This is a genomic window from Nitrosomonas sp. PY1, assembly GCF_022836435.1.
GTDB lineage: Bacteria > Pseudomonadota > Gammaproteobacteria > Burkholderiales > Nitrosomonadaceae > Nitrosomonas.
The window spans coordinates 837870-856100 of record NZ_BQXC01000001.1 but is presented as its reverse complement, the minus strand read 5'-3'; the positions used below and the strand labels follow the sequence as shown (position 1 = coordinate 856100).

The 18231-nt window shown below is 38.8% G+C and carries 18 protein-coding genes and 1 tRNA gene; 15 read left to right on the top strand and 4 right to left on the bottom strand.

Annotated features, from left to right (window positions below; translation table 11 throughout):
• The first annotated feature begins 3 nt into the window (after window positions 1-3).
• From W03_RS13520 to W03_RS03870, 3 genes are read left to right on the top strand one after another with little or no spacing between them, the layout of a single operon-like run.
• Window positions 4-228 (top strand): PP0621 family protein, encoded by a 225-nt coding sequence (locus tag W03_RS13520; protein ID WP_375792710.1) that lies wholly within the window; start codon window positions 4-6, stop codon window positions 226-228.
• Window positions 229-241: 13 nt separating this feature from the next.
• Window positions 242-1915, top strand: coding sequence for a nitrogen regulation protein NR(II) (locus W03_RS03875; RefSeq protein WP_244071573.1), 1674 nt, complete (start codon window positions 242-244; stop codon window positions 1913-1915).
• Window positions 1908-3314, top strand: coding sequence for a sigma-54 dependent transcriptional regulator (locus W03_RS03870; protein WP_244071571.1), 1407 nt, complete (start codon window positions 1908-1910; stop codon window positions 3312-3314). Before W03_RS03875 ends, W03_RS03870 begins: the two co-directional genes overlap by 8 nt.
• A 42-nt stretch (window positions 3315-3356) precedes the next feature.
• Here W03_RS03870 and W03_RS03865 read toward each other — a convergent pair whose 3' ends face one another.
• Entirely contained in the window at window positions 3357-4388 is a 1032-nt protein-coding gene (locus W03_RS03865; RefSeq protein WP_244071569.1) for a COX15/CtaA family protein, read from the bottom strand.
• Window positions 4389-4410: 22 nt separating this feature from the next.
• The gene (gene smpB / locus W03_RS03860; protein WP_244071567.1) at window positions 4411-4854 is read right to left on the bottom strand and encodes an SsrA-binding protein SmpB; all 444 of its coding nucleotides are present in this window, start codon (window positions 4852-4854) and stop codon (window positions 4411-4413) included.
• Window positions 4855-4937: 83 nt separating this feature from the next.
• On the opposite strand from smpB, the gene W03_RS03855 reads away from it, so the two are divergent.
• The 12 genes from W03_RS03855 to lon all read left to right on the top strand — a co-directional run bounded on the left by W03_RS03855 (window position 4938) and on the right by lon (window position 16438).
• Entirely contained in the window at window positions 4938-5411 is a 474-nt protein-coding gene (locus W03_RS03855; RefSeq protein WP_244071565.1) for a type II toxin-antitoxin system RatA family toxin, read from the top strand.
• Window positions 5386-5712, top strand: a complete 327-nt coding sequence (locus tag W03_RS03850) for an RnfH family protein (RefSeq protein ID WP_244071564.1) — start codon at window positions 5386-5388, stop codon at window positions 5710-5712. Before W03_RS03855 ends, W03_RS03850 begins: the two co-directional genes overlap by 26 nt.
• Before the next feature lie 97 nt (window positions 5713-5809).
• Window positions 5810-6490, top strand: coding sequence for a response regulator transcription factor (locus W03_RS03845; protein WP_244071563.1), 681 nt, complete (start codon window positions 5810-5812; stop codon window positions 6488-6490).
• Between the two features lie 180 nt (window positions 6491-6670).
• Window positions 6671-7009: a small metal-binding protein SmbP gene (gene smbP / locus W03_RS03840; protein ID WP_244071561.1), complete on the top strand. Its 339-nt coding sequence runs from the start codon at window positions 6671-6673 to the stop codon at window positions 7007-7009.
• Between the two features lie 329 nt (window positions 7010-7338).
• Window positions 7339-7629 (top strand): co-chaperone GroES, encoded by a 291-nt coding sequence (gene groES / locus W03_RS03835; protein ID WP_244071559.1) that lies wholly within the window; start codon window positions 7339-7341, stop codon window positions 7627-7629.
• A 67-nt stretch (window positions 7630-7696) separates the two neighbouring features.
• A complete protein-coding gene (groL, locus tag W03_RS03830) occupies window positions 7697-9349 on the top strand; it encodes a chaperonin GroEL (protein WP_244071557.1) in 1653 nt (550 codons plus the stop codon).
• A 161-nt stretch (window positions 9350-9510) separates the two neighbouring features.
• Window positions 9511-10260 (top strand): YciK family oxidoreductase, encoded by a 750-nt coding sequence (locus tag W03_RS03825; protein WP_244071555.1) that lies wholly within the window; start codon window positions 9511-9513, stop codon window positions 10258-10260.
• Window positions 10261-10348: 88 nt separating this feature from the next.
• Window positions 10349-10433: transfer RNA gene (locus W03_RS03820), tRNA-Leu, on the top strand.
• A gap of 111 nt (window positions 10434-10544) precedes the next feature.
• Window positions 10545-11873, top strand: a complete 1329-nt coding sequence (gene tig / locus W03_RS03815; protein WP_244071553.1) for a trigger factor — start codon at window positions 10545-10547, stop codon at window positions 11871-11873.
• Complete coding sequence (clpP, locus tag W03_RS03810; RefSeq protein ID WP_279599997.1) at window positions 11857-12507, top strand: ATP-dependent Clp endopeptidase proteolytic subunit ClpP; 651 nt, start codon at window positions 11857-11859, stop codon at window positions 12505-12507. Before tig ends, clpP begins: the two co-directional genes overlap by 17 nt.
• 63 nt (window positions 12508-12570) lie before the next feature.
• Window positions 12571-13848 (top strand): ATP-dependent protease ATP-binding subunit ClpX, encoded by a 1278-nt coding sequence (gene clpX / locus W03_RS03805; RefSeq protein WP_244071551.1) that lies wholly within the window; start codon window positions 12571-12573, stop codon window positions 13846-13848.
• 175 nt (window positions 13849-14023) lie between these two features.
• Entirely contained in the window at window positions 14024-16438 is a 2415-nt protein-coding gene (lon, locus tag W03_RS03800; protein WP_244071548.1) for an endopeptidase La, read from the top strand.
• A 100-nt stretch (window positions 16439-16538) separates the two neighbouring features.
• Here lon and W03_RS03795 read toward each other — a convergent pair whose 3' ends face one another.
• Together W03_RS03795 and W03_RS03790 are read right to left on the bottom strand one after the other, a co-directional pair.
• Window positions 16539-16856 (bottom strand): P-II family nitrogen regulator, encoded by a 318-nt coding sequence (locus W03_RS03795; protein WP_244071546.1) that lies wholly within the window; start codon window positions 16854-16856, stop codon window positions 16539-16541.
• A 368-nt stretch (window positions 16857-17224) separates the two neighbouring features.
• A complete protein-coding gene (locus tag W03_RS03790; protein WP_244071544.1) occupies window positions 17225-18181 on the bottom strand; it encodes a sodium-dependent bicarbonate transport family permease in 957 nt (318 codons plus the stop codon).
• Window positions 18182-18231 lie beyond the last annotated feature (50 nt).

Below are 18231 nucleotides of genomic sequence, written 5' to 3'. Positions count from 1 at the left end.
TGAATGGGAAAAATCTTATTGCTAATCGTCATTGCCATCCTTGTTTTCTGGTTGATTAAGCTTCAAAAAAACAAACAAAATAATCCGAATGATTCTATTGAATCGGTTGAAGATATGGTCATATGCTCACATTGTGGCACTCACATTCCGAAAAATGAGGCGCTTAGCAATGAAAACAATCAATATTTTTGCTCTGCTAAACATCGTGAATTGCACATAAAGTCATAGCCTCATCAATACCATGAGCAACCATAAATCCCTCTTAAGATACCAAAATGCAGATCAAAGCGGAATAATTCATTCATCGCCCAACTCAGAAACATCGGAGCGTGATTGCACAGAGCAACACTGGCGATTTTTATATTACTTCAATGTTTATCGTTTATTGATTGGATGTTCATTGATTTTGATTTCATGGAAGTTTGATCAAACCAATTTGGGCGCATATCGTTATCTGTTGTTTGTTTATACTGCCGCCGCATACGCTATCTTTGGTTGCTTGTGTATGCTATTAACGCGATTACGTTTTTCCAATCTGGATAGACAACTCTCCTTCCAACTTGTTGGAGATATCCTTTTCTTTTCGATCATGCTTTATGCCAGCGGCGGGTTACAAAGCGGATTAGGCGGGCTAGTAATGATCTCATTGGCTATTGCAGGATTAATCAGCCAAGGTCGAATGGCGTTATTTTTCGCTTCGATTGCGACTATAAGCCTGCTGCTACAAGAAGTTTATGCTTCTATAACCATAGATTTCTATTCTGCACAGTATTCACAAGCTAGCTTACTCGGCATGGCTTATTTTGCGGTTGCCTGGTTAGCTCATCAGCTCGCAAAAAATACCGTACGTAGCGAAAAACTTGCGACTGAAAGAGGTATTGATTTGGCTAATATGTCACAAGTTAACCAACTGATCATACAAGAACTTCCTGAAGGAATTCTGGTTATAGATGAGGACGGCAATATTCGACAACGTAATGCTTTAGCCGAAACAATGTTGAATCTAGATTCAGCTAATAAACAAAACGATTCTCTCAAGGTATCTGAGCTTCTACCCGAATTCGTCGACCTACTGTCTGGTTGGCAAAAACAGAGTATGATCGAACATACGGAAATATTACGCATTAGCTGCACGAATGCCTTGGTTCACGTACGGTGGGTTCCCATACAGTCAAGCATGCGTAATGGTGCTGTTATTTTTCTTGAAGATATGGGCCGTATGGAAGCACAATTACAGCAATTGAAATTGGCTGCATTGGGTCGCTTGACTACGAATATTGCACATGAAATCCGTAACCCGCTTTCAGCCATCAATCATGCTGCCGAGTTATTACAAGAGGAGGGTGTTGAAAATAACATCGGTACACGGCTTGTTAACATCATTTGCGACAATACGCGGCGCTTGAATAAAATCGTTCAAGATATACTTCAACTTCACCAAGCACGTGTCTCGAATCCGAGCATTATCAATGTTCATCATTTTATAGAAAAATTTTTAGAACAATTCTGCTTAAGTGAAAAAACCGATAGAAATCGATTCAATTTCATCGAGGGTGACGATCGCCAGATTAGTTTTGATCAAGATCAACTTAACCAAGTATTATGGAATTTGTGTAGCAATGCACTGCGACATTCCACAAAACAAGAAAACAGTATTCAGATTAAATTGTCTACCGATACACAAAAAATTCATGTTATTTTGGATATTATCAATGATGGTCCCCCTCTAGATTTACAAAAAAGTAAGCAAGCTTTTGAACCTTTTTACACCACTGCGCCTGGAGGAACCGGCTTAGGACTATTTATTGCACGTGAACTATGTGAAACCAATCAAGCCACTTTAGAATTTGTTGAGAATCCTGACGGTACACAGTTTAGGATCAAATGCAAAAATATCATGACATCCTATGAATAATACCAACAATGCCTACCCACAACACAACAGTTCTTCAATAAAGATACTGATTGTTGATGATGAACCCGATATTATTGAGCTGCTCGAATTGACACTTGCTCGCATGGGTATGGATGTAGTAAGCGCACAATCAATCGATGCGGCAAAAACACAACTGAAATCACAGCATTTCCAATTGTGTCTAACCGATATGCGTTTACCGGATGGTGAAGGATTAGATTTAGTTAAGCACGTTACTCAATATTACACTGATCTCCCAATTGCTGTAATCACTGCCTATGGATCGACCGAAAATGCAGTGGCTGCACTTAAAGCTGGCGCATTTGATTATTTATCCAAACCGGTTGGATTAAAAGGTTTGCGCGATCTTGTCAAATCCGCATTAAGCATTCCAACACTCGAGCAACCACTTCCTGCTCAACGTATGCTGCTGGGCAATTCTCCCCCCATGCATCAACTACGAGCCACGATAGAAAAATTAGCACGGAGTCAAGCTGCCGTTTATATCAATGGCGAATCAGGGAGCGGAAAAGAACTAGCAGCACGAATGATTCACGAAAAAAGTACACGCCATACCCAATCTTTTATTGCTGTTAATTGTGGCGCAATTCCCGAGAATCTCATGGAAAGTGAATTTTTCGGTTATAGAAAAGGAGCATTTACCGGTGCTGACAAAGACCATGATGGTTTTTTTCTAATGGCACAAGGCGGTACTCTGTTTCTCGATGAAGTAGCTGATTTACCATTGGCAATGCAAGTAAAGCTACTGCGCGTAATACAAGAAAAACAAGTCAGACGGATTGGCGATACGCAAGAAAAAGGTATTGATGTACGCATCATTAGTGCCACGCACAAAAAGCTTTCGCAATGCGTTGAATCAGGTCAATTTCGTCAAGACTTATACTATCGATTGAATGTGATTGAACTTGATATGCCATCTCTTCGTGAAATGCGAGAAGATATTCCAATTATTGCCGAAAAAATTATTGCTAAACTTTGCAGAGAATCAGGTAGGCCTTCTTGCCGATTAAGAAATGAAGCCGTCGAATTGCTGATGCAGTATGATTATCCTGGGAATGTGCGTGAACTCGAGAATATCTTGGAACGCACGCTTGCACTCTGCACTGATACAGAAATTGGTCGCAACGAACTACAAATGCCTGAAAAGTTCAAGGCATCCATAAAAACAATTGAAACAAGTCAAATCGAAACAGCCTCCTCTCATTTATCGGATGAAGAAGGATTACCGCTGCAAGATTTCCTCGACAAGCTAGAAAAAGATTCCATTGAAAAAGCGCTGGAACAAAACCGCTATAACCGAACCAAAGCAGCAAAAGTACTCGGTATAACCGTCAGATCATTGCGCTATCGCATGGAAAGGCTAGGCCTAAACTCTTGATCTAACAAATACAATAATTCCAGTGTATCCACAACCTTCATTCTAAGCGTTCTCGGTTAATCGCAATTGATGACTCACCCATAAAGCTGCTGTAAACAATAACACGGCCCCTCCTTGGTGCGATGCCGCCAAAGGAATTGGTACTACATATAAAAGCGTAGATATCCCTAAACCGATTTGAATCACCAGCATAATCAAGAAAAAATTACAGGCCATGCGCGTCGTCCCAGATAAATTATATTTTTTTGACTTAAACCAGAATAATGGTACTAAAAAGGCCAAGATCCAAGCAATTAAACGGTGATTAAACTGCACCGCTGCCATATTGGCGAAGAAATTACGGTACCAGGGCTCAAGCATAAAAATTTCTGGGGGGATGAAATGTCCGTTCATTAGTGGAAATGTGTTGTAAGCAAAACCAGCACGGATTCCTGCAACAAAACCTCCTGACAAAATCATGATAAAAATTAGTCCGGTTAATCCGGCTGAAAACTTATAAAGCGATCGAATCTTCTCATCCGTAGAATTATTAGCTTTGGGTGACAAAATCCCTAGCGCAACCCAGAACATCGCTGCGAAAATAACAATGGCTAGCCCCAGATGGGCAGTCAAGCGATATTGACTCACATGTGGATCATTCACGAGGCCACTCATCACCATATACCATCCCATAAAACCTTGTAAGCCCCCCAAGATAAAAATCCCTGTTAGTTTTACTCCTAAAGGTCGATCAATACGCTTTTGAATCAAAAAACAAACAAACGGTATAAAAAATACCAACCCAATTAACCGACCCAATAAACGATGAAAGTATTCCCACCAGAAAATTCCTTTGAATTCATCGATACTCATCCCCTTGTTAATCTTTTGATACTGCGGTGTCGAGCGATATTTCTCTAATAATACTTCCCAATCGTTTTCAGTGATCGGAGGCATTGTTCCAACTATCGGTTGCCACTCAACAATAGAAAGTCCTGAGTCAGTTAATCGCGTTACACCACCCACTACAATCATAGCGAATACCAAAACACAACAAATTAATAACCATATTGCAACCGGCTTTTGCTTATTCATAGAATCTTCAATTTAGTAATAATTATTTGCTTCGCATTAAACGTTGTTTAGTACGTTCCCATTCTTTTTGTTTTTCGCTATCGCGCTTATCGTGCTGTTTCTTGCCTTTTGCTAATCCAATTTCTAATTTGATTCTCCCGGATTTGTAATGCATATCTAATGGAATTAGTGTATATCCTGCGCGCTCAACTTTACCGATTAGTTTTTTAATTTCTTCTGCATGAAGCAGGAGTTTTCGTGTTCGCACTGGATCTGGGTTGATATGTGTCGACACTGTCTTAAGTGGACTAATATGGCTGCCAATCAAATATAATTCACTGCCACGAACAATCACATACGCTTCTTTGAGTTGCACCCGACCATCACGGATGGATTTCACCTCCCATCCATTTAACACCATTCCTGCTTCATATTTTTCCTCGATAAAATAATCGTGAAAGGCTTTTTTGTTTTGTACTATACTCATATAGTGAACTTAACCGCTGGAATCAGCAGGTTTAATTTTATCAGTTTTTTAATATTGTTTTATTGGCAACAGCGATTTACTTTATGGCAGAAATAGAAAAATCAGTACTGGTTGAATACTCAGCAGACCAAATGTTTGCACTCGTTGACAATGTTGCAGATTACTCAAAATTTCTTCCCTGGTGCGGTGGAACTTCCGTCACAATTCAGGATGAAGTAACTGTACATGCCAAGGTTAAAATTAATTATCATCAGATACAACATAGCTTTACTACCGAAAACAAACGCTATCCCATCAACAAACCAGCAGCAAATAAAGCAATGAAAGATGCCTTGATCGAAATGAATTTACTTGATGGGCCCTTTGAACACCTGGAAGGATACTGGCATTTTATTTCATTGTGTGAAACAGCATGTAAAATAAATTTTCGTCTACGTTATACATTTTCCAATAAAATATTGGAAAAATTGGTTGGCCCGGTGTTTCATATGATTGCAAATAGTTTTGTAGAATCATTTATCAAACGCGCTGATGAAATTTATGGTAAAAGGTTGTAATCACATTAAAATTGAGATCGTCTATGCACTACCAGATACACAAATTCTAGAGCAAATCACAATTAGATCTGGCGACACGGCCGAACAGGCGATTCTAGAATCGGGCATTTTAGAGCGATTTCCCGAAATAACATTGACAAATAACAGAATCGGAATTTTCGGTAATTTTGTGAAACCAAATACCATTCTCCGACCGAATGATCGCCTAGAAATATACCGACCTTTAACGGTCGACCCTAAAAAAGCAAGATTACTACGTGCTCAAAAAGCTAAAAACAAAAGTAACTGTTCATCTCAGTAAAACAATCACCTCGTAATGACAAAACATACTTATAAATTAATGAGCTATAAAAAAATCATTCAGTCCCAACGTTAGCCAAAATATTGTTAAGCGCTTTATGAATGACTCATCATCAAAAGAATTAATCAGAATTGTATTGATAGGACGATACAGTATTATCCAATACGCTTTTGAAAAATTAATCCTTCAACAAAAAAACAAGATGGTTGTTGTCGGCAATTATATCGATTGTACCGAAGCACTGCCACACCTTGATAGCCTCGCACCTAATGTAATCATTATCAATCCCGCAATAGAAGAAGAAAAAAGCTTAGGAACTGTTTTTGATCTAATTATCAAAACTCATATCAAGGTACTGATTTTCAAAATGTTAAGTAACTCTGAGATTTATGACAAATTTATTCTTGCAGGCGCACGCGGCTTTCTAGAAAAGGAATTTACCTTAGATAACATCGTAAAAGCTATTGAGAAAGTGCATGAAGGACAATTATGGTTAAGTCAAACGACCATCATTCGATTACTCAATGAGCTGTCTTTGCAAAGCCTTAAAAAAAGTCATATTCAAAACAAAGATGAAATTCACAAGCTAACGCCTAAAGAAAAAAAGGTATTTTTTACTATGATTGAAAATGTTGAGCTACCAGGAAAAATCGTTGCATCTAAATTATCTATTACTGAAAGCACTTTACGAAACCACTTAACTTCGATCTATGAAAAACTCAATATACACAATAAATCAGAGCTATGGAATTACGTATACAAGCACAAACTTAAATAATACCTATCTTTGTATATAGTATCCCCAGTTATTCAATATCTATGGTATAAATAAGCTGTATATCACAGTTGGCTTGTCAGAATTATCGCTTAGCTTTTTCTGAAAAACTGACTCTGTTAATACATAATGATTGGTGCTTATTTGTTTTTTTTACAACAATATAGAAGGAGCTGTGACATTATGAGATTGATATCTATGTTTATTGGCGTATTTGCGCTTTTGGTAAGCACCCAACTTATCGCTTCTGATGCAGGACATACCTCCGAAGCAATGGAACATGCTGGGGAATCAAAAGCACATGGAGAAATGGGACATGCAAAAGAAGCGCTCCAACATGCTAAGGATAGTTTGGCTCACGCCAAAGATGCTAGCAAAGAACACGCCGAAGCACAAAAACACATGGATGAAGCAGTTAAGCACTTAGACGAAGCAATTAAACATGCCGAAATGGGGCATGGCGAGGAATCTGCGAAACACACTTCAGAAGCCATAAAACATATCCGCGAATCTGGTCATTAATTTGCTCTTGTACTCTTTGCAGTTTTTTTGTAAACAAAAAACCTGCAAAGAGTAGCAAATCTTTCTCTCATTTCGTTATTCAACATTCTCATTCGTTACATTCCAATCAAGCTCAATAATTTCTTCTTAAGATTCAGTAACTTTTGCATTAATCTTATCTTCTGTCTTGAAATTCTCGAAAAGAATTCATATTATTAGCAGTCATAGTTGACGAGTGCCAATAATTTTTACAAGTCATCTACCAGGCGCTTAAAATCTAAGATCAGATGCATCAATGGCTTGATATAAAGCTCTGTATTGTTTTTTAACCATAAAACAGGAGAAGAAATATGAAAATTCGCCCCTTACATGATCGTGTTGTAGTAAAACGTGTCGAAGACGAGCGTAAAACAGCTTCGGGCATTGTTATACCAGATAGTGCAGCTGAAAAACCAGATCAAGGAGAGATCATCGCAGTTGGTAAGGGAAAAGTAGGTGACGATGGGAAAGTTCGTTCTTTGGAAGTCAAAGTCGGCGATAAAGTACTATTTAGCAAATACGGTGGTCAATCGGTAAAAATTCAAGGCGAGGAACTTTTAGTCATGCGCGAAGAAGATATCATGGGTGTTATTGAAGGGTAAGCAATACATCTTGTTACATAAGATTAATATTCAATATCATATTTTTTTAAGTAATTAGGAGAAGTTTATGTCTGCAAAAGAAGTTAAGTTCGGTGATTCGGCGCGTCATAGAATGGTTGCCGGTGTTAATATACTGGCGGATGCTGTAAAAGTTACACTAGGACCTAAAGGACGCAATGTTGTTTTAGATCGTTCTTATGGCGCTCCAACCATTACCAAAGACGGTGTTTCAGTAGCGAAAGAAATCGAACTGAAAGATAAATTTGAAAACATGGGCGCGCAAATGCTCAAAGAAGTGGCTAGCAAAACTTCTGATGTTGCAGGAGATGGCACCACGACCGCCACCGTTTTAGCACAATCCATTGTAAAAGAAGGCATGAAATATGTCGCGGCCGGAATGAACCCAATGGATCTAAAACGCGGTATTGATAAAGCGGTTACCACGGCAGTCAGTGAACTTAAAAAACTCTCCAAACCCTGTGCAACAGCAAAAGAAATTGCACAAGTTGGTAGTATTTCTGCAAATTCTGATACTGAAATTGGAAAAATCATTGCTGATGCAATGGATAAGGTCGGCAAAGAAGGTGTAATCACAGTTGAAGACGGTTCAGGCTTACAAAACGAATTAGAAGTCGTAGAAGGCATGCAATTTGACCGTGGTTATTTATCCCCATACTTTATCAGCAGCGCAGAAAAACAAATTGCATTGCTCGATAGCCCATATATTCTATTACACGATAAAAAAATCTCTAATATTCGTGAATTATTACCAGTATTAGAGCAAGTTGCGAAGTCTGGAAAGCCTTTATTAATCATTGCTGAAGATGTCGATGGCGAAGCATTGGCAACCTTGGTAGTTAATAACATTCGTGGCATCCTCAAAACTTGTGCGGTTAAAGCACCTGGCTTCGGTGATCGCCGTAAGGCCATGTTGGAAGATATTGCAATCCTAACAGGCGGTACAGTAATTGCCGAAGAAGTTGGTTTAACTTTAGAAAAAATAACTTTAAATGATCTCGGACAAGCAAAACGTGTAGAAATAGGTAAAGAAAATACCACTATTATTGATGGCGCGGGTAATGCTAGTACCATTGAAGGTCGCGTAAAACAAATTCGCACACAAATCGATGAAGCCACAAGCGATTATGACAAAGAAAAACTGCAAGAACGTGTCGCAAAATTAGCAGGAGGTGTTGCTTTAATTAAAGTAGGTGCTGCTACCGAAGTTGAAATGAAGGAGAAAAAAGCGCGTGTGGAAGATGCATTACACGCAACACGTGCAGCTGTTGAGGAAGGTGTTATCCCTGGAGGCGGCGTAGCACTGTTACGTACTACTGCAGCCGTGAAAAAAACAAAGGGCGATAATCACGATCAAGAAGCTGGAATTAAAATCGTATTGCGTGCACTCGAAGAACCATTACGCCAAATCGTTACTAACTGCGGCGACGAGCCATCAGTCGTTGTCAACAAGGTTTCTGAGAATACGGGAAATTTTGGATACAACGCAGCAACTAGTGAATATGGCGACTTAGTAGCAATGGGCGTGTTAGATCCAACCAAAGTTACACGCTCTGCTTTACAAAACGCCGCTTCTGTTGCCGGTTTGATGTTGACCACAGATGCTATGGTTGCTGAATTACCGAAAGAAGACGCTCCTGCAGGTGCCGGTATGGGCGGAGGCATGGGTGGCATGGGTGGTATGGGCGGCATGGATATGTAAATTCCCTCAGGCTTGTCTTTCTATTTCCCAAGAAAACCCCCAATTATTTTACTGGGGGTTTTTTATTTAAAGCAGAACCTATGCACTAACAGAATAATTGTCTTTGCTATTTCTATCTTTTTATTTTTTGAATAAGAACACAATCATGATAAATTCAGACAATGGAAACATTTAAAGACTACTTACCTGCAGAAAACCTTCTCCAAGGTCGCGTTATTTTAATTACTGGTGCAGGACAAGGAATAGGACGAGAGGCTGCTCTCGCTTATGCTGCACATGGTGCAACTGTAATATTGCATGGACGAAAAGTGCAGAAATTAGAATCAGTTTTTGATGAAATTGCCCTTTTAGGTAAATCTGAAGCGCTTATTTACCCTTTAGATCTTGAGAAAGCGGAAGAAAAAGACTTTCAAATCACAGCACAATCAATTGCACAGCAAATCGGGCGCTTGGATGGAATTCTCTACAATGCTGCTTTCTTGCATGGCTTAACTCCGATGCAGAATCAAACGGTCGAACAATGGCGCACAGTGTTACAAATCAATCTTATATCTTCTTTCGCATTGACTAAAGCGTGCCTGCCTCTTCTTAAAGCTGCTCCAGATGCGAGTATTATTATGACCTCAGATTCGCATACGATCAAACCAACAGCTTATTGGGGACCGTTTCTTGTAGCTAAAACAGGCATTGAGGCCTTGGTAAAAAGCTTAGCTGACGAATGGGAACAAACGATACCACATCTACGCATTAACAGCATAATACCGGGAGCGATAAATTCTCCTCAGCGAGCAAAGACTCACCCTGGTGAAGTAAAACAAAACATGCGCCAGCCTAAAGATATCATGTCAACCTATCTATACTTGATGGGTTCAGATAGCTGTCATGTGAGCGGCAAAACGATATTTTGCTGATCTACATAAAAGGCTAGCTGCGATTAGTCGGAATAGTAGGTATAATTTGTCGGGTTCGTTCAAAGTATTCAGACAAGAACAATCGATTGCGAAGGTGGCGGAATTGGTAGACGCACCAGATTTAGGTTCTGGCGCCGCAAGGTGTGGGGGTTCGAGTCCCCCCTTTCGCACCAAATCAATTAATAAGAATACTCGCATTGTTCTATTTGTCGCTTAAAGCGACATTCGTTGTCAGATAATAGTTTTGATACATACTTGCACATATTAACAAATCAGGAATTTGGATGGAATCAAATATAGTAGAAAACCTCGGTGCACTGAAACGACGCATTGCTATTTCAATTGCTCCGGAGAAACTTCAAACTGAAACCGAAAACCGCTTAAGAAAAATTGCGAAAACTGCCAAGCTAGCTGGCTTTCGACCCGGTAAAGTTCCCTTAAAGATTATTACGCAAATGTATGGTGCTCAAGCGCATCAAGATGCACTTAACGACAGGATACACGATGAATTTATTGATGTGGTTAACCAACACAGCCTTAAAATCGTGGGACACCCACACTTCGAATCCAATTCAGCAAATAATAGCACTTCATCTATTGAATTTTTCGCCACTTTCGAAGTTTATCCAGAGATATCAATTGGCGATTTAAGTCAACATTCAATAGAACAACTTGAAACACAAATAACCGATGTGGATGTAGATAAAACCCTTGATGTGATACGTAAACGTCAAATACGCTATGAATCGATCAGCGATCGAGAAACTCAAGAGGGAGATCAAGTTAAAATAGATTTTCATGGATTACTAGACGGCAAAGATTTTGCTGGTGGCGAAGCACAGAATGTCCATTTAATCATTGGAGAAGGAAGATTTCTTAAAGACTTTGAAGCATCTCTGTTGGGTATGAAAACAGGGGAAGGAAAAACATTTGATGTAACTTTCCCAGAGAACTATCATAATAAAGATCTTGTCAATAAAACCGTTACATTTGAAGTAAAACTCGCCGCAATCAACAAACCAATACTACCCGACATAGATAGTGATTTTGCTAAATCTCTAGGTATCAATAATGGTGAAATAAACGAATTACGAAATGCGATAAAACGAGATTTAGAAAACGAGGCATCAAAACGAGTAAAATCAAAACTCAAAGAGCAAATTATGCAAACACTATTGGATGCATCACCAATTGAAGCACCCGATTTTTTAATTAAGCAAGAAACTGTAAGACTTATGCAAGGTGCTCAAGAAAATTTGCAAGGTAAAGGTATAAAGTCGACTGAAATACAATTAACCCCCGAACTCTTTAAGCAAAAAGCGGAGTATCGCGTTAAACTGGGACTAATTTTGGCAGAACTGGTAAAGCTTCATTCGCTTAAAGCGAAACCAGAGCAAGTTCGAAGTCTTATTGAAGATATTGCACAAAGCTATGAGAACCCAGAACAAGTGATTAAGTGGCATTATTCCTCAAAAGAACACCTACAAGAAGCAGAAGCATTAGTGTTAGAAGAAAATGTCGTCAAATGGGCGCTTGATAAAGTAAGACTCACCACTAAATCCATAACCTTCGATGAACTAATGGGATTGCCACAACATGAAACAAGTATTTGATCAAATGCCAAACTTAGAACCTCAAAATCTAGGGCTAATTCCTATGGTGATTGAAACCAGCGGAAGAGGTGAGAGAGCTTATGACATTTACTCACGTTTACTCAAAGAAAGGGTTGTTTTTCTAGTTGGCCCTGTTAATGAAACTACAGCAAATCTAATTGTTGCGCAATTTTTGTTTCTAGAATCTGAAAATTCAGAAAAAGATATCTATTTTTATATCAATTCACCAGGAGGAATGGTGTCTGCAGGGTTAGCCATTTATGACACTATGCAATATATCAAACCCGACATCAGTACCTTATGTATTGGACAAGCTGCAAGTATGGGAGCATTGTTACTGACTGCAGGACAAAAAGGGAAACGTTATTGCTTACCTAATTCGCGAGTAATGATTCATCAACCCTTAGGAGGATTCCAAGGACAGGCTTCGGATATTGAAATTCATGCGCGCGAAATATTGTATCTTAAAGCTAAGCTCAATGAGATTATGGCACTGCATACAAATCGATCGATATCAGATATCGAAAAAGATACTGATCGAGATAACTTTATGAGCGCTTCCGAATCTGTTAACTATGGTCTTGTTGATGCGGTACTGACACATAGGGATGAAAATAAAAACCAATTGAGTTAATGTTACAAATTAAAACTTAACAAGATTTTTGCATTTCAATTCGATTACTGTAGGATAAAGAATATGCCAGACAAAGCTAGCAGTGAAAAACTTCTATATTGTTCTTTTTGTGGCAAAAGTCAACATGAAGTAAGAAAACTTATCGCAGGACCTTCAGTATTTATTTGTGATGAATGCATTGACCTATGCAATGATATCATTCGAGAAGAAATACAAAATGACGAAGCTTCCAAGCTTGTTAAATCTGATTTACCTGTACCGCGAGAAATTTCTCAAATTCTTGATCAATACGTAATTGGCCAAGAATCAGCAAAAAAAATTCTATCTGTGGCTGTTTATAATCACTATAAACGCCTCAGACACACTAGTGATCTTAGCAAAAGCGATGAAGTCGAGTTATCAAAAAGCAACATTTTGCTTGTTGGTCCGACAGGATCAGGTAAAACTTTATTAGCGCAAACTTTAGCGCGACTTCTGGATGTCCCTTTTATCATGGCTGATGCTACCGCATTAACTGAAGCGGGCTATGTCGGTGAAGATGTAGAAAATATTATCCAAAAATTACTACAAAAATGTAATTATGATGCAGAAAAAGCACAAACAGGGATCGTGTATATTGATGAAATCGATAAAATTTCACGTAAATCGGATAATCCATCCATCACAAGAGATGTTTCAGGTGAAGGTGTACAACAAGCATTGCTAAAATTGATAGAAGGAACCATTGCAATGGTTCCTCCACAAGGAGGACGAAAACATCCTAATCAAGAATTTATTCAAGTGGACACTACAAATATTTTGTTTATTTGCGGCGGTGCCTTTGATGGATTAGATAAAGTTATTAGAGCACGGACTGAAAAAAGTGGTATTGGGTTTAGCGTAAATGTTAGAAGCCAGAAAGATGAGAATATTAACAAAGCATTAACGCAAGTTGAACCTGAGGATCTAGTCAAATTTGGATTAATTCCAGAATTTGTTGGACGATTGCCTGTTGTTGCGACATTAGAAGAATTAAATGAAGAAGCATTGATTCAGATCCTTACTGAACCAAAAAACGCACTTATTAAGCAGTATCAAAAAATGTTCAATATGGAAGGCGGTGTTGATCTTGAATTTCGTGACGCCGCTTTAAAATCCATTGCAAAAAAAGCATTGACGCGAAAAACCGGCGCAAGAGGATTACGATCAATCCTTGAAGAAATATTACTAGATATTATGTACGATCTTCCTTCATTAGAGAACGTCTCAAAAGTCGTCATTGACTATAATACCTCTAATAACGATATAAAACCGATACTTATTTATTCTGACCAACCTAAAGTTGCTAAACGATCAAAATAACCCTCTTATTCAATGATCCAAAATTGATTATTTGCTATATAACTTAGTTAAGATTCATAAATTGGTAAACTATAGAAGTTTTAGTAACTTAAAATTTTTCTACTCTTGAATTTGTTGGGAGTATGCATATCTAAATAGCAAATACAATCAACCTAACTTATCATTAAGTAATATTATGATTCCTTCAAACGATGACTCCGAACAATTAGTTCTACCAATGCTACCATTACGCGACGTAGTAGTTTTTCCGCATATGGTAATCCCCTTGTTTGTAGGCAGGCAAAAATCCATCAAGGCGCTTGAATATGCGATGGAATCTAATAAAAATATTTTATTAGTAGCACAGAGAGTAGCTTCTACTGACGATCCTGAGCCTGAAGATCTCTACCACGTATGCAGTGTAGCGAGCTTATTACAAATGCTAAAACTCCCAGACGGAACAGTTAAAGTATTAGTAGAAGGCAATTATCGCGCTAAGGTATTAGAACATATTGATACCGGTGATCATTTTTCCGCCAGCATTACGAAGATAACGTCTGAAGATAGTAATAACGCAGAAGCGGAGGGAATGCGGCGTGCCATTGTTACCCAGTTCGATCAATATGTGAAACTCAACAAAAAAATTCCTCACGAAATTATTGCTTCGCTCAATGAAATTGAAGATGCGGGACGATTAGCAGATACTATCGCTGCTTATTTGCCACTCAAGCTAGAGCAAAAACAAGAAATTTTAGAATTGTTCGATGTTTCCAAGCGCCTTGAACATATGCTCGGATTGTTGGAAACAGAACTAGACATCCTGCAAGTTGAAAAACGCATCCGTGGCCGAGTGAAGCGCCAAATGGAAAAAAGCCAACGCGACTACTATCTCAATGAACAAGTTAAAGCCATTCAGAAAGAATTAGGTGAAAGCGAAGATGGTGCCGACTTAGAAGAAATCGAGAGAAAAATTAAGCTCGCACAGATGCCCAAAGAAGCGCACACAAAAGCAGAATCCGAGTTAAAAAAACTTCGGCTGATGTCACCGATGTCTGCTGAAGCAACGGTGGTGCGTAATTACATCGACACATTATTGGCATTACCTTGGAAAAAGAAAAATAAAATCAATACAAATTTAAAAACAGCTGAGGCTGAGCTTGATAAAGATCACTATGGATTAGAAAAAATTAAAGAGCGGATTGTTGAATATCTAGCGGTACAACAGCGCGTTAATAAACTTAAGGCTCCTATTCTATGTTTAGTAGGTCCCCCAGGTGTCGGAAAAACATCACTCGGTCAATCCATTGCTCGCGCCACCAACAGAAAATTTGTACGAATGTCATTAGGCGGCTTACGTGATGAAGCTGAAATACGTGGTCATCGCAAAACTTACATCGGTTCTATGCCAGGTAAGATTTTGCATAACATGAGTAAAGTAGGAATAAAGAATCCACTATTTCTATTGGATGAAGTCGATAAAATGGGCATGGACTTTCGTGGCGACCCTGCTTCTGCTTTGTTAGAAGTGCTTGATCCTGAGCAAAATAGCACCTTTGTCGATCACTATATAGAAGTGGAGTATGATTTATCTGACGTCATGTTCGTCGCCACAGCAAATTCTTTAAATATACCCTCTGCACTGTTGGATCGCATGGAGGTTATTCAGCTATCTGGATATACTGAGGAAGAAAAACTTAATATTTCGAAACGATATTTGCTAACTAAGCAAATGCAAAATCATGGTCTGAAAGATACTGAATTATCAGTTTCAGATAATGCGCTACGCGATATTGCTCGATATTACACAAGAGAAGCTGGCGTTCGCTCAATGGAACGAGAAATTTCAAAAATCTGCCGTAAAGCTGTAAAAACTATATTAACCAAGAAAAACAGAATTAAAGTCGTGGTTACGTCGCGTAATCTTGATAAATTCTTAGGTGTTAGACGTTATAGCTACGGCATCGCTGAAGAAAAAAACCACGTAGGGCAAGTAACTGGGTTAGCATGGACCGAGGTTGGTGGAGAATTGCTAACAATTGAAACTGTTGCAATGCCAGGCAAAGGAAAAACAATCACTACCGGAAAGTTGGGTGAGGTAATGCAAGAATCTATCCAAGCAGCTCTTTCAGTAGTTAGGAATCGCTCTCACATGTTAGGCATAGCAGAAGATTTCTATCAGAAAAATGACATTCATATTCATCTTCCAGAAGGCGCGACCCCTAAAGATGGCCCAAGCGCAGGAATCGGTATTTGTGTTGCCATTGTATCTACTCTGACAAATATTGCAGTAAGAGCAGACGTTGCTATGACAGGTGAAATCACTTTGCGTGGAGAAGTATTGCCCATTGGCGGCTTAAAAGAAAAGCTACTTGCTGCACACCGAGGCGGGATCAAAACAGTAATTATTCCAGAGAAAAATATCAAAGATTTGGTAGAAATCCCTGCAAACATTAAAGAACAATTGGATATTCATTCGGTAAAATGGATAGATCAAGTGTTAGATCTTGCTTTGGAGCATAAGCCAGAAACCGCTTCGACGATTTCTATTACACAATCAGCACTATCGTCGACTGAAGAAACGCTTATAGAACCGATGATCATCAAACATTAATCTGTGTCAACTATATACGCGCTTTTATAATACCTTATAGTACTTGGGTGCGCGTATATAGTTTTATTCTAGTACAGTGTTCTTTTTACTACTTAATAGCTTAATAAGAAACAGCCGGTCCTTCAACCCATAAGCAGTCTGAGACCAAACACATTCCCCCTAATCGTTTCATAACTGGCCTTAAATTTCCGACTACTGATTGTGCCTGATCTTCCTTGCATGCAAGTACCACAACAACGTTTTCCTGCTCCATCAAAACGTCATTAGGATCACGGGCACCGCGAGAGCCATAGCCTCCTGCATTTTTAATTACCGTATATCCACGCACATCACTTTTTCCCAGCAATTCCATCAATTCCTCTAATTGTTCGATACCGATCACGATTTCGAGCCGTTTCATGGCAATTGTCTTATCCATATATTTTCCTTTCAAATTATATTTTAAATGGTTCGTTGTTGAATTTGTTGATAATTCTTAATAAAAATCTAGCAATCAATCTTTTACTGACAATATATAAGTCCATAAAAAATCATCTGAATTTGGCTCCTAACCAAGGAAGATATAAAGCATCTTCTTCTAAAAAAAGATCAATCACCTTCATCAGCATCTCCGATGATCTACTTTATTACCTTGGTAAGCCCCATAACTCCTATAAGATCTACGGCAATAGAAACAAAAGCAAAATCCTATATCGCATTGTAAATTACCGTGTGCTTATATTGTCAATTTTATTATCTAAAACCAACAAATTTGATATTTTTTTTAGCTTTATATCATTATATTTATTAGTATTGAATACTATGAAACCATTCTGCCATTTGCCAATAAATAGGCACACCAATAAAAATATTAAATGGAAAAGTCACACCCAATGAAGCGCCAATTGAAACAGCCGGATCTGCATCTGGTACAGCAATCCGCATAGCAGCCGGAGCAGCAATGTAAGAACAGCTTGCATACAACACAGCCAGTAGCATAGTACCGCCAGGCGACAATCCGAATATCCATCCTAAATAAGCACCAAACATTCCGGCTGTTATTGGAAACAAAATACCGAATGCAATGATAAATACTCCTTTCGCCATAACTGCCTTCAAGCGTGATGCTGCCAATAGCCCCATTTCTAACAAGAAGAACGCCAGCACCCCCATAAACAAATCCATAAACATTTTGTCAAGAGGCGATACTAAATTAACCATACCTGCGTAATAACCAATGATTACACCGACAATCAACAGATAGAGACTGGTACCTGTTAGGATTTCGTGCATCAATTTACCCCATTGAGTTTTTTCACCTCCAGCACCTGCACGTGCCAGAATCGTACCAGTTACCAAAGCAGGAATTTCCATTAATGCCATAATCAATACCATGTAGCCTTCTGATGTCTCACCTTTTGCTTGCAAAAATGCCACCCCCACAGCAAAAGTTACCGCACTAACCGACCCATAGTGCGCTGAAATCGCCCCCGCATCAGCTTGAGTAAATTTACCGACAAACCTCAGAATCGGATAGGCAGTCAATGGAATCAAAGCTGCCAAAACAACCATAGAGAGGGCGATAGGCAGCACTTCCATAATATCGTACTTCGCCATTGACACTCCCCCTTTGAAGCCAATGGCAATTAATAGAAACAAACTCAAGCTTTTATACAAAGCCTCTGGTATTTTAAGGTCAGACTTGATGACACCTGCCAGAACCCCAAATACAAAAAATAATACAACCGGTTGCAAAGTTGCCATGCAAAACTCCTATTTATTTTGATTATATTTAAATCAATTCTTTGTAAAGA